The sequence below is a fragment of the Streptomyces sp. NPDC002130 genome, from assembly GCF_040296465.1.
Lineage (GTDB): Bacteria > Actinomycetota > Actinomycetes > Streptomycetales > Streptomycetaceae > Streptomyces.
Genome location: NZ_JBEOXI010000237.1, coordinates 1 through 12,311, shown reverse-complemented (window position 1 = coordinate 12,311; position 12,311 = coordinate 1). Strand labels below are relative to the sequence as shown.

12 protein-coding genes and 2 pseudogenes are annotated in these 12,311 nt (G+C 71.3%); 9 read left to right on the top strand and 5 right to left on the bottom strand.

The features are described from left to right. Nucleotides 1-833, top strand: a pseudogene (locus tag ABT116_RS32865) (serine/threonine protein kinase); the annotation flags it as partial. Between the two features lie 130 nt (nucleotides 834-963). Then, nucleotides 964-2,517: a substrate-binding domain-containing protein gene (locus ABT116_RS32860; RefSeq protein ID WP_351641241.1), complete on the top strand. Its 1,554-nt coding sequence runs from the start codon at nucleotides 964-966 to the stop codon at nucleotides 2,515-2,517. A 6-nt stretch (nucleotides 2,518-2,523) separates the two neighbouring features. On the opposite strand, the gene ABT116_RS32855 is transcribed toward ABT116_RS32860, so the two are convergent. Continuing rightward, nucleotides 2,524-3,282, bottom strand: coding sequence for an SLATT domain-containing protein (locus ABT116_RS32855; RefSeq protein ID WP_351641239.1), 759 nt, complete (start codon nucleotides 3,280-3,282; stop codon nucleotides 2,524-2,526). Nucleotides 3,283-3,558: 276 nt separating this feature from the next. Between ABT116_RS32855 and ABT116_RS32850 the strand changes: the two genes are divergently transcribed. The 3 genes from ABT116_RS32850 (at nucleotide 3,559) to ABT116_RS32840 (ending at nucleotide 5,264) form a co-directional block, all read left to right on the top strand. Further along, a complete protein-coding gene (locus tag ABT116_RS32850; protein WP_344461247.1) occupies nucleotides 3,559-3,918 on the top strand; it encodes a YbaB/EbfC family nucleoid-associated protein in 360 nt (119 codons plus the stop codon). A gap of 94 nt (nucleotides 3,919-4,012) precedes the next feature. Further along, nucleotides 4,013-4,612: a recombination mediator RecR gene (recR, locus tag ABT116_RS32845; RefSeq protein ID WP_003991835.1), complete on the top strand. Its 600-nt coding sequence runs from the start codon at nucleotides 4,013-4,015 to the stop codon at nucleotides 4,610-4,612. After that, nucleotides 4,605-5,264 (top strand): DUF5063 domain-containing protein, encoded by a 660-nt coding sequence (locus ABT116_RS32840; protein ID WP_351641236.1) that lies wholly within the window; start codon nucleotides 4,605-4,607, stop codon nucleotides 5,262-5,264. Before recR ends, ABT116_RS32840 begins: the two co-directional genes overlap by 8 nt. A gap of 5 nt (nucleotides 5,265-5,269) precedes the next feature. Here the strand turns inward: ABT116_RS32840 and ABT116_RS32835 are convergent, their stop codons facing one another. Then, nucleotides 5,270-5,677 (bottom strand): hypothetical protein, encoded by a 408-nt coding sequence (locus ABT116_RS32835; protein ID WP_502983978.1) that lies wholly within the window; start codon nucleotides 5,675-5,677, stop codon nucleotides 5,270-5,272. Nucleotides 5,678-5,755: 78 nt separating this feature from the next. Here ABT116_RS32835 and ABT116_RS32830 point away from each other — a divergent pair, with 78 nt between their 5' ends. Both ABT116_RS32830 and ABT116_RS32825 read left to right on the top strand, forming a co-directional pair. After that, a complete protein-coding gene (locus tag ABT116_RS32830; RefSeq protein ID WP_351641232.1) occupies nucleotides 5,756-6,571 on the top strand; it encodes a helix-turn-helix domain-containing protein in 816 nt (271 codons plus the stop codon). After that, nucleotides 6,568-6,768, top strand: coding sequence for a DUF397 domain-containing protein (locus ABT116_RS32825; protein WP_351641230.1), 201 nt, complete (start codon nucleotides 6,568-6,570; stop codon nucleotides 6,766-6,768). Before ABT116_RS32830 ends, ABT116_RS32825 begins: the two co-directional genes overlap by 4 nt. A gap of 3 nt (nucleotides 6,769-6,771) precedes the next feature. Here ABT116_RS32825 and ABT116_RS32820 read toward each other — a convergent pair whose 3' ends face one another. Next, complete coding sequence (locus ABT116_RS32820) at nucleotides 6,772-7,608, bottom strand: PhzF family phenazine biosynthesis protein (protein WP_351641227.1); 837 nt, start codon at nucleotides 7,606-7,608, stop codon at nucleotides 6,772-6,774. A gap of 172 nt (nucleotides 7,609-7,780) precedes the next feature. On the opposite strand from ABT116_RS32820, the gene ABT116_RS32815 reads away from it, so the two are divergent. After that, entirely contained in the window at nucleotides 7,781-8,308 is a 528-nt protein-coding gene (locus tag ABT116_RS32815; RefSeq protein ID WP_351641225.1) for an SgcJ/EcaC family oxidoreductase, read from the top strand. A gap of 6 nt (nucleotides 8,309-8,314) precedes the next feature. Here ABT116_RS32815 and ABT116_RS32810 read toward each other — a convergent pair whose 3' ends face one another. Continuing rightward, on the bottom strand, nucleotides 8,315-9,673 hold the full coding sequence (locus ABT116_RS32810) for a sensor histidine kinase (RefSeq protein ID WP_351641223.1): 1,359 nt from the start codon (nucleotides 9,671-9,673) through the stop codon (nucleotides 8,315-8,317). A 347-nt stretch (nucleotides 9,674-10,020) separates the two neighbouring features. Further along, a pseudogene (locus ABT116_RS32805) lies at nucleotides 10,021-10,707 on the bottom strand (response regulator transcription factor); the annotation flags it as partial. A 234-nt stretch (nucleotides 10,708-10,941) separates the two neighbouring features. Here ABT116_RS32805 and ABT116_RS32800 point away from each other — a divergent pair. Beyond that, nucleotides 10,942-12,216: an aspartate kinase gene (locus ABT116_RS32800; protein ID WP_161369440.1), complete on the top strand. Its 1,275-nt coding sequence runs from the start codon at nucleotides 10,942-10,944 to the stop codon at nucleotides 12,214-12,216. The last annotated feature ends 95 nt before the right edge of the window (nucleotides 12,217-12,311 follow it).

Here is a 12,311-nt window from a genome sequence, read left to right as displayed (position 1 = left end):
CGGTCAACCATCTGCCTACCATGGTCGCGGGGCAGGGCGCGCCCCCGGCGCCCCGGCAACTCCCGGCCGCGGGTGCCCCGCCCCACCCGCAACCGCAGACGCCCCCGTACCCGGCCTACGGCTACCCCCAGCAGCACCCCCAGCCCGGCGCCCCGGGCGTTCCCCCGCCGCACCCCGCCTACGGCGGCCTCGGCTCCACCCCGCCGTACGGTCCGCCGCCCTACGGCACGCCCCCGCCGTACGGCCCCCCGCAGCCCCAGCCGTCGCGTGGGGACGGCCGTTCCACCGCGCTGCTCGTCGTGATCGCCCTGGTCGTCGCGCTGGCCGCGGGCGGGTCGGTGTACGCCCTGATGCAGGGCGGCGACGACCGGACCGACGATGGCCGCGGCGGAACCCAGAGCACGGGCCCGGCACCGACCACCCCGGGCCCGTCCTCGACGACCTCGCAGCCGGACACCTCACCCTCCCCGGCGGACGGCACGATCCCGGCCGGCTACCTCGGCACCTGGACCACGACCATCGACAACGCCGACGGCGAGCACAGCCGTTCGCTCACCCTCCAGCAGGGCGAACCGGGCGACACCGTCCTGTCCCTCGTGGCCGACGGCCCGACCAAGGGCGGCGGCACCTACCACTGCGTCTTCGAGGGGCGGTTGACCGCGGCGCCCGGCACCGGCGGCGCGCTGCAGATCGGCCCGTCCACCGTCAAGGTCGGGCAGCCGCGCACCGCCTGCACCCCGGGTGCGGCCACCGAGGTGACCCTCCTCCCGGACGGCACGCTGGAGCGCGTGAACACGAGCAGCGGGGAACGGCTGACGTACACGAAGCAGTGACCGACTCGCCTCGGCCGCATGGCCGTTGAACGTCCGGCGAATTCCGGCCGACGAAATCCGGATAGGCGCTCGTACGGCCGTACGGTGACCGGACGATCGAATCGTCCGGGCGGCGGCGGGGGCACCCACGATGGAGTGGTTGAGCACGGAGAACCTCGTGGCGGTGGCCACGGCCCTGCTCGGCATCGTCGCCTCGGGCGTGATGGTCTGGTACGAACGCCGGGTGCCGCGCCGCAAACGGGTCGGCTATCGCGTGCAGATGGACAACCCCATCGGTGACGACGTGCGCTCGGGCCGCGCCAACCGCCGCCTCGGTCTGTTCGACGAGGCCCCCGGCATGGCCGACGCGACCCTGGTCCTGCTGCGCGTCGAGAACGACGGCTCGCAGGGCATCGACCGCGACGACTACACCGGCCCCGAAGTCCACGGTCTGACCGCGGTGTTCGCGGGCCGTACCGTCCGCGGTGTCTCGGTCACCCAGCCGTCGGACACCGACCACCTCATGGATCACTTCACCGCGGCACGCGGTTTCGCCTACGACGGCAACACCCTGAGCATCCCGCGCGTCCCGCTCAACCGCGGTGACCACTTCAAGCTGCTCGTCCTCCTCTCCGGCGGTGACGTGGGCGACGAGATCCGGCTGGTGGGCGGATTGCGCGACGGCGAGGTACACCCCAACCGCAGCGCCACGCCGGACGAGAAGCCGCCGTTGTTCAGCCGGGCCGCGCGGCTGATCACCATCGCGCTCACGGCGAGTGTGGTCACCCTGGCGGCGATCGTCGTCGCCCAGGACGACACCCCGCCCCCGATCGGCTGCGCGAGCGGCACCCTCACCCTCACCGGCTCGACCGCGTTCGCACCCGTCCTGCGCGAGGTGGCCGAGAAGTACGAGCGCGACTGCGGTGGCGACCCCGTCATCGACGTGGACGCCCACGGTTCCACGGCCGGCATACGCGAGCTCACGGCCGCCGGCGACCGGGCGAAACGGGACTCCCGGGGCTCCCCGCCGGTGGTCGCCCTGTCGGACGGCCCCAAACCGGCCGGTCTGCCCGACCTGCGGGAGAACCGGGTGGCGGTGTCCGTCTTCGCGCTCGTGGTCAACGACGACGTGAAGCTGACGAACCTGTCCACCGACGACGTCCGGCGCCTCTACCGGGGCGAGATCCGCAACTGGCGGCAGCTCGGCGGCCCCGACCTGCCCGTGCGCCTCGTCAGCCGGGACGCCAACTCAGGGACGAGACAGGTCCTCCAGCGCCGGGTGCTGGGCCGGGGCGAGATCGCCAACTCCTCCGTCGACTGCGTCCACAAGGACGATCCCACGGCAGCCGTCCTGCGCTGCGAACTCGACTCGACCGAACAGGTCCTGGCGAGGGTCGCCGGCCTCCCCGGTGCCGTCGGCTACAGCGAACTGAACCTCGCCGCCCGGGCGAAGGGCCTGCACGCGCTGCGCCTGGACGGCGACCCGCCTTCCGTCGACGCCATCGAACACGGCACGAGCGCCTACCCCTACCGCGAGATCGAGTACGCCTACACCTACGGCCGCCCCCCGGCCGACTCCCTGGCCTCCAGCTTCCTCACGTACCTGGCCCGCGGCAACGGCCAGGACGTCATCCGCACCCACGGGCACGTGCCGTGCTGGACCCCGGAAGGGCTCACCCTGTGCGCGCAGGACGGCGGGAGCTGAGGGTCCTCACCGCGGCTCCGGCGGGCGCTGCCGCGGCATGTTCGGCCTGGTCCCGCCGTGCGGCGGGACCGTGAACCGTCCGTTCACACCGGCCTCGGCGCCGCGCCCCGGTGCCGGGAACACCACCGCCTGCAACCCCGCCGGTGCAGCGCACCCCGACCGGAATTCGCCCATCCAGTCGGCGGTCTCCACCCGCACCAGCTCCGTCATGTCCTCGGAGAACCTGCGCAGCACCCCGAGGCACCGCTCGGCGGCCTCGCCGGCCGTCCCCTCCGCCGGCCCCAGCACCTCCCGCACGCTCTCCGCCGCCCAGTCGAACTGCAGCGCCTGCAGTCGCCGCTGCACGGCCTGCGCGGTGGCCACGTCCCGCATCCACCCGGACGTCACCCCGAAGTACCGGTCGACGGCCACGCACGCCGCCCCCAGCAGCAGCGCCAGGCACCCCCAGGGTGCGATCCCGCCCGCGACCCCGGTCAGATCCAGCAGCGGCAGTGTGATCCCGGTGACCGCCCCTGCCGCGGCCCCGCAGCGCAGCGCCCGCGCGCACCGCCGCTTCCACACCCGGTCGGCGAGGTACCAGGCCGCCGTCCGCAGTGCCCCGCGCTCCACCCACCGGTACAGCTCGTCCAGCCGGACCGCCGGCTCGCCCCAGTCCCCGAGCGGGAAGACCCGCCCCGTCAGATCGCCCGGCCGCAGCCCGGCCGCCGCCTGCTCGCCCCGCCCGTCCTGAGGCGGCCCCTCGGGCTGCATCTCCGGCTGACCCACCCGGCACTCCTCACTGATCACGAATGACCACGTACGGTTCACTCACCGATCACGCTGCGCGATGGACGAAAACCCGCATCCGGAACGCGCCCGACCCTTCCTACCTCCCAATGGGTGGCGAAGACGTAGCTTTCGCCTCTTTTCCGCCCGGAAGTATTCCTTGATCAGGTATAGGGCGCGAGGGGGACTCACTCGAAAGAGTGCCGGGGCGACGGCAGCCCCGACCACGTAGGCTCGTGCCGAACGGGAAAACCCGTACCGAGCAAGGAGCTGATCGTGATCCCCGGTGGTGGCCAGCCCAATATGCAGCAGCTGCTCCAGCAGGCCCAGAAGATGCAACAGGACCTCGCACAGGCGCAGGAGGAACTGGCGCAGACGGAGGTCGACGGGCAGGCGGGCGGTGGTCTGGTGACGGCCACCGTCACCGGTGCCGGCGAGCTGCGCGCCTTGAAGATCGACCCGAAGGCGGTGGATCCCGAGGCGGCGTCCGCCGAGGAGACGGCCGAGACCCTCGCCGACCTGGTCGTGGCGGCCGTGCAGGCGGCCAACGAGAACGCGCAGACGCTCCAGCAGCAGAAGCTGGGCCCGCTCGCGCAGGGTCTGGGCGGCGGCGGCATTCCCGGCCTGCCGTTCTGACCCGGCGCACCGCCTTCCTCGGACAGGCGGCAGACAACTACGGTACGTACGGGACGGTACGCACCGACCCCGAAGACCCAGGAAGGGCAGTCCGTTGTACGAAGGCGTGGTCCAGGACCTGATCGACGAGCTGGGGCGGCTGCCCGGCGTCGGTCCGAAGAGCGCGCAGCGGATCGCCTTCCACATCCTGCAGGCCGAGCCGACGGACGTACGGCGTCTCGCACAGGCCCTGATGGAGGTCAAGGCGAAGGTCCGCTTCTGCGCGACCTGCGGCAACGTCGCACAGGAGGAGCTGTGCAACATCTGCCGCGACACCCGCCGCGACCCGGCCGTCATCTGTGTGGTCGAGGAGCCGAAGGACGTCGTGGCGATCGAGCGCACGCGTGAGTTCCGGGGCCGCTACCACGTCCTGGGCGGCGCGATCAGCCCGATCGACGGGGTGGGCCCCGACGACCTGCGCATCAGGGAACTCCTGGCCCGGCTCGCCGACGGCACGGTCACCGAGCTGATCCTCGCGACGGACCCGAACCTGGAGGGCGAGGCGACGGCGACGTACCTCGCCCGCATGATCAAGCCCATGGGCCTGAAGGTCACCCGCCTGGCCAGCGGCCTCCCGGTGGGTGGGGACCTGGAATACGCGGACGAGGTCACCCTCGGACGCGCCTTCGAGGGGAGACGACTCCTAGATGTCTGACGCCACGCTGCACGCGACCGACCAGAACCCGGACGATTTCGCGGTCCAGATCGCGGACCAGATCGAGAGCTTCCTGGTCGCCGTCACGGAGGTCGCCAAGGGCGACGAGCCGGAATCGGCCGTGCCCTTCCTCCTCCTGGAGGTCTCCCAGCTCCTCCTGGCCGGCGGCCGGCTCGGCGCGCACGAGGACATCGTGCCCGACGAGCGCTACGAGCCCGACTCGGGTCCCGAGGCGGACGTCGACGAGCTTCGCGAGAACCTGGCCCGCCTGCTGGACCCGATCGACGTCTACTCCGAGGTCTTCGACCCCTACGAGCCGCGCAAGGCCCCGGTGCCGGCCCGTATCTCCGACGACCTCACGGACGTCATCACGGACCTGCGTCACGGCATGGCCCACTACCGGGCGGGCCGCACCAGCGAGGCCCTGTGGTGGTGGCAGTTCTCCTACTTCTCCAACTGGGGCTCCACCGCCTCGGCGAGCCTGCGGGCCCTGCAGTCGGTCCTCGCCCACGTCCGTCTCAACCAGCCCTTGGCCGAACTCGACGGCCTGGACACGGACCAGGGCATGGGCGACGACACGCTGGAGATCGAGGCGGGCCGGGTGATGGCGGAGGAGATCGCGGGACCGCTGGGTATCCGCCCGGCCACGTAGTCGCCTCACCGGCCCACGGCGACGGCCAGGGCCTCCGCGTCGACGTAGGGAGCGGTCGGCGTCGGCTCGCTGTACCACCTGAGCGGCCAGGTGTTTCCCTCGAGGGCCGGGATCCCGATGTATGTGACCGTGACCGTACGCGGGTCCCGGCCGCCCAACTGCTGCACGCCGAGCGGCCAGTCGCGCCTCCGTACCGCCCCGGGGGCGAGCAGGAAGTACACCCACCGCGGCCCGCTCGCCTCGCACACGATGGGCCCCGCGTCCCCGTCCGACACCTCGACCAGCCACTCGGCGACCAGCTCCCCCCGCACGCCCTCGACCCGCACCGCGTCGAAGTGCACGCCCGTCACGTGGAGTTGGTGCCCTGCCGCCGGAACCCACTCAGGGCGGTGAATCGCGTTCGTCATGGCCACACTCTGATGCCCGCTCGGCTACGGTCGGTAGCGACTGTGGTGGTACACACGCTGATGTAACCGTCGGAGGTGGGCGCTGTGCCGGGCCTGTACAACTCCAATTCCCAGCCGCCGGTCGCCTGGCGCTACAGCGGGAACCAGCTGAAGCGCTGGCGCACGAAGGCGAACGTCAGCCGTGAGGAACTGGCCGCCGCCGCCAACTACTCCCTGGACACGATCAAGTCCATGGAACAGGGCGTCCGCATGCCGACGCCCCGAGTCCTCGACGCGGCTGACGAGCTGTGCCGGGCGGAGGGCTTGCTGAGCGCGGCCAAGGAGTACCTGCAGAGGGAGAAGTTCCCGGCGCGGGCGCAGGACTTCATGGAGAGGGAGCGGGAGGCGATCAGTCTCTGGTGGTACGAAGCCATGTACATCCCCGGCTTGTTGCAGACCAAGCGCTACGCACAAACACTCATCGAGAACCATGTTCCGCCCCTGGACGCGGAGACGACGCAGGAACGGATCACCGCCCGCCTGGAGAGGCAGGTGATCCTCACTGAGCGGAAGCCGCCAGTGGCCCTCTGCTTCGTCATCTACGAGGCGGCACTGCGCAGTTCGCAGGTGGACGTGGAGCAGCTGCACCGCCTGCTGGAGGTCTCCCGGCTGAGGAACGTCGTGGTTCAGGTCCTGCCTTTCGAAGGAGCCATCACCGCAGCACTTCTGGGACCCCTGGTGTTGCTGGAAACGCGTGACCACGAGCGTTTCGCCTACGCCGAAGGTCAGTTGGGCAGCGAAATGACGACCGAACCAGGGGCTGTCAGTCGCGCCACGGAGCGGCTTAGCATGATCCGCGCGCAGGCTCTCAGTCCGGACGAGTCCGTGCGTTTCATCGAGCGGATGGTGGATCAGTCATGAGTGACCAGCAGCGCTGGATCAAGTCGAGCTACAGCGACTCCGAGGGCGGCGCCTGCCTCGAAGTCGCCCGGTCCGCCGCGGTCCACATCCGCGACTCCAAGACCCCCGCAGGCCCTCAGCTCCACGTCACCGCGCCCACCTGGGCGGCCTTCGTCTCAGCAGTTCAGCCGTCGAGCCGTAGGCCATTGAGCCGCTGAAGATCAGAGCCGTACGGCCGTCCCCGTCACGCCGATGCCCGTGTCCGGTTCCGCCGGTACCGTCACGGTGATCGTGCTGGGCCGGCCCAGGTCCGCGCCCTGGTGGACCGTCAGGGTGGCGGGGGTCGGCACGAGGCCGAACTCGCGCAGGTAGCCGCCGAACGCGGCCGCCGCCGCCCCCGTCGCCGGGTCCTCGACCACGCCGCCGGGCGGGAACGGGTTGCGGGCGTGGAAGACGGTGGGTGACTCCCGCCAGACCAGGTCGATCGTGGTCCAGTCCCGGCGGGCCATGAGGGCGGTGAGCGCGGCCATGTCGTAGTCCAGGTCAGCCAGCCGCTCGCGGCTCGCGGCGGCGAGGACCGGGTGCCAGGCCCCGGCGAAGGCGACCCGGGGCGGCAGCGCCGGGTCCAGGTCACCGGCGGACCAGCCCAGGATCGCCAGCAGCTCGGCGAGGTCGGCTTCATCGAGCGGGGCCGTGCGCGGCGGGACGCTCACCAGGGTCGCCACAAGGCTGCCGTCAGCCGCCCGGTCGGTGGTGACGGTGACCGGGCCCGCGGGGGTGCGCAGCAGCAGCTCTCCGGTGCCGTGCCGCTCCGCGTGCGCCACGGCCGTGGCGATCGTCGCGTGGCCGCAGAACGGCACCTCGGCGAGCGGGCTGAAGTACCGGACGTCCAGGGGGCCGTCGCCTGGGTCCACCACGAACGCGGTCTCCGAGTAGCCGACTTCGGCCGCCGTCGCCAGCATCGCCGCCTCGTCGGCGCCGCTCGCGTCGAGCACCACCCCTGCGGGGTTGCCGCCCTCGGGATCCGTGCTGAACGCCACGTAGCGCAATGTCTCCATGCCCCGACCGTAGCGCCCGGCCCCGGCTCACGCTGCGTGATTTGGAGGCTCCTTGTACGTCCCCTGTACGCGGGCTGCACGGGCCCTAACCGGTGGAACGCGAGGCTGGAGTCACTTCCACCGCAGAGAACGCGGAGGGAAGCAGACTCCCCTCGATCCCACTGGAGATGTCATGGACCGCCGCCCCGCCCGCCGGCGCATAGCCGTAGCCGCCACCGCCACCGCCGTCCTGGCCGCCGGCACCTTCGCCCTCGGAGCCGGGGTGGCGGGAGCGGACGCGCAGAGCAAGGGCGAGAAGCACGCCAAGCCGGTGACCAAGGCGCAGGTGCTCGGACTGTTCGACCGCTGGAACGCCGCACTGCAGACCGGCGACCCGAACAAGGTCGCCGACCTGTACGCGAAGGACGCGGTCCTGCTGCCGACCGTCTCCAACCAGGTCCGTACGGACAGAGCCGAGATCGTCGACTACTTCGAGCACTTCCTGCAGAACAAGCCCGTCGGCACGAAGGTCGAGTCCGTCGTCAACGTCCTCGACCGCGACACCGTCATCGACACCGGCGTCTACGAGTTCGCGCTCACCGACCACGAGACGGGCGTCAAGAGCACGGTCAAGGCCCGCTACACCTACGCCTACGAGAAGCAGCCGAACGGCACGTGGCTGATCGTGAACCACCACTCCTCGAAGATGCCGCAGGGCTGATCCCGGTCAGCCACCGCCCCGGTGGGACGCCCGTAGCGTGATCGTCACGCACAGGCCGCCGCCCGGAGCGTCCGTCAGCGCCACGGTCCCGCCGTCGTCCGTCACCAGCTGTCTGACGACGGCGAGACCGAGGCCGGAGCCGGACTTCCCGGTCAGGCCCTGGCCGCGCCAGAACCGGTCGAAGGCGCGGGACTTCTCGGCGTCCGACATACCGGGCCCCTCGTCCAGGACCCGTACCTCCACGACATCGCCCCGGGGTTCCACCCGCACGGTGATCGTCCCGCCGTCGGGCGAGACCTCCAGGGCGTTGGAGAGCACGTTGTCCAGCATCTGGTCCAGATGACCGGGACTGGACAGCACAGACGGCCGGCCGTCGGTACTCCCCCTGAGCGCGATGGTGACACCGCGCTCGTCGGCGGCCGGCCTCCACACGGCGAGCCGCTCCCGCACGCTGTCCAGCAGCGGGAGCGGCTCGGCCGCCGTCACCTTCGCCTCGGCCCGGGCCAGCACCAGCAGCCCGCTGACCAGCCGGCTCATCCGGACGACCTCAGCCGTCGCCTGCTCCACGTCCTCCCGCACGAACTCGTCGTCCACGCCGTCGGCGATGTTGTCCAGGGACAGCCGCAACGCCGTGAGCGGGGTGCGCAGTTGGTGGGAGGCGTCCGCGACGAAGATGCGCTGGGCCGCGATGAGCGTGTCCAGGCGTTCGGCGCCCTGGTTGAGGGTGCGCGCCAGGGTCTGGGTCTCGGGCGGGCCCGTCACGGGGGAGCGGGCGGTCAGATCGCCGTCGCTGAACTTGCTGGCCATGTCGTTGAGCTGGCGCAGCGGCCGGGTGAGGCGCCGGGCCACGGCGGCGCCGAGCAGGGCGGCCACGCCGAGGACGAGCACGGCGAGGACGGCCCGGAAGCCCCAGATCTTCCACAGCCGGCTGGTCATCTCGTCGGTCGAGTACAGGATGCGCACGGCGCCGACGACGCGGTCCGTGCCGGCCGCGCGGGCCGGCACGGTGATCTCCAGTTCGGGGCCCCAGATGAAGGAGGAGCCCCAGTCGGTCGTGGACTTGCCCTTCTTCAGGGCCCTGGTCAGGGCCGCGTCCGCCGTCGGCCGCGGCAGGTCCGCCGGGCAGCTCGCGGTGCGGGTCACCTGGATCTCGTCGTCGTAGGCCTTGGCCATCTCCTCCAGCGCCCGGCAGGAGGCGGCCCGGCCGTCGCCCAGCAGCAGGGCCATGGCGTCGGCCTCGCGCAGGACGGACGACCTGGTGTCGTCGCGCAGCTGATCCGTGAGCGTGAACGCCACCGGCACGGTGAACAGCGCGATGGCGACCGCGACGAGCAGGACGTAGCTGCGGACGAGCTGCCGGATCATGAGACGCCGCCGCTCCCGCCGCTCCCGCCCGCGGCGCCACCCCGACCGGAGCCGTCGCCCCGCCCCGCGTCGTCGCCCCGGCCGGTGCCGTCCCGGCCCGCGTCGTCGCCCCCGCCCGCGCCCGCGCTGGTGCCGCCCTGCCCCGCGTCGGCGTCCCGGCCGGTGCCGTCCCGGCCCGCGTCGTCGCCCCCGCCCGCGCCCGCGCTGGTGCCGCCCCGCCCCGCGTCGTTGCCCGCGCCCGTGCCCGCGTCGTTGCCCGCACCCGCGCCCGCGCTGGTGCCGCCCCGCCCCGCGTCGTTGCCCGCGCCCGCGCCGGTACCGCCCCGCCCCGCGTCGGCGCCCCCGCCCCCGACGGTGTCCCCGGTGATCTCCAGCCGGAAGCCGACGCCGCGTACCGCCTCGATGGTGATCGCCCCGGCGAGTTTGCGTCGTAGTGCCGCCACGTGCACGTCCAGCGTCTTCGTCGGGCCGAACCAGTTCGCGTCCCAGACCGCTTCCATGATCTGCTCGCGCGACATCAGGGCCCCGGGCTCCTCGGTGAGGAAGGCCAGCAGGTCGTACTCCTTGGGTGCGAGGGCGACCTCCTCGCCGTCCAGGCGCACCCGGGCCGCCTTGCGGTCGATCGTCAGGCGGGTGCCGTAGCGGTCGGGTCCGGCCTCGGGCGTGCCCTCGGGCGTGCGGGGCCGGGTGCGGCGCATGACGGCCCTTATCCGCGCGATGACCTCCCGCACGCCGAACGGCTTGGAGACGTAGTCGTCCGCGCCGAGCTCCAGGCCGACCACCCGGTCCGTCTCGTCGCTGCGGGCGCTGATCACGATGATCGGGACGTCGCCCCGCTCGCGCAGCGCCTTGCAGACGTCGAGGCCGTCGGTGTCGGGCAGGCCGAGGTCCAGCAGGACGACGTCGTAGGGACCCCCGTGCTCCAGGGCCGCCCCGCCCGTGGTGACCCACTCCACCTCGAAGCCGTAGCGCCTGAGTCCACGGCGCAGGGACTCGGCGACCGGTTCATCGTCTTCCACCAGGAGTACGCGCACAGCCGAACACTAGTGCTTGAAAGTTGTGTGATCGGGATGGTGGCACGTGCGATTGTGACGCCGGGCACTTTTCCGCGTGGCGTGTGCCCAGATGGGCATGAGCGACTCTGGACGGGCGGCCCGAGATCTCACCATGCGATATCGCGGAGGGGTTTTTCGGACGCTCGTTAGACTGAGCCGACCGCGGTACGAATGCGTATGAGCGGATAGAGACGGATTGAGCGAGGAGCGCACGTGGGCCTTGTCGTGCAGAAGTACGGAGGCTCCTCCGTAGCCGATGCCGAGGGCATCAAGCGCGTCGCCAAGCGGATCGTGGAAGCGAAGCAGAACGGCAACCAGGTGGTTGCCGTGGTTTCCGCGATGGGCGACACGACGGACGAGCTGATCGATCTCGCCGAGCAGGTTTCCCCGATGCCTGCCGGGCGCGAGCTCGACATGCTGCTGACCGCCGGAGAGCGGATCTCCATGGCCCTGCTGGCGATGGCGATCAAAAAGCTGGGCCACGAGGCCCAGTCGTTCACCGGCAGCCAGGCGGGTGTCATCACCGACTCGGTCCACAACAAGGCCCGGATCATCGACGTCACGCCGGGCCGGATCAAGACCTCGGTGGACGAGGGCAACATCGCGATCGTCGCCGGTTTCCAGGGCGTCAGCCAGGACACCAAGGACATCACCACGCTCGGCCGCGGCGGCTCCGACACCACGGCGGTGGCCCTCGCCGCAGCCCTCGACGCCGACGTCTGCGAGATCTACACCGACGTCGACGGCGTGTTCACCGCCGACCCGCGTGTGGTGAAGAAGGCCCGGAAGATCGACTGGATCTCCTTCGAGGACATGCTCGAACTGGCGGCGTCCGGGTCGAAGGTGCTGCTCCACCGCTGTGTGGAGTACGCCCGCCGGTACAACATCCCGATCCACGTCCGGTCCAGCTTCAGCGGACTTCAGGGCACATGGGTCAGCAGCGAGCCGAAGCAAGGAGCAAAGCAGGTGGAGCAGGCTCTCATCTCCGGTGTCGCGCACGACACCTCCGAGGCCAAGGTCACGGTCGTCGGCGTGCCGGACAAGCCGGGCGAGGCGGCCTCGATCTTCCGCACGATCGCCGACGCCGAGATCAACATCGACATGGTCGTGCAGAACGTGTCCGCCGCCTCCACGGGCCTGACGGACATCTCCTTCACGCTGCCGAAGACCGAGGGCCGCAAGGCCATCGACGCGCTGGAGAAGAACAAGGCCGGCATCGGCTTCGACTCCCTGCGCTACGACGACCAGATCGGCAAGATCTCCCTCGTCGGCGCCGGCATGAAGACCAACCCGGGCGTCACGGCCGACTTCTTCACGGCCCTGTCCGACGCGGGCGTGAACATCGAGCTGATCTCGACCTCCGAGATCCGCATCTCGGTCGTCACCCGCGCCGACGACGTACCCGAGGCCGTCCGCGCCGTGCACTCCGCGTTCGGGCTCGACTCCGACAGCGACGAGGCCGTCGTCTACGGAGGCACCGGCCGCTGATGGCCGACCGCGGCCGGATTCGGCGTACTGCCGCGGGGTTCGGTCTCGCGGGTCGACGGCGAACTGCTGCGCTTCTTCGTGTACTGGAAGCAGAC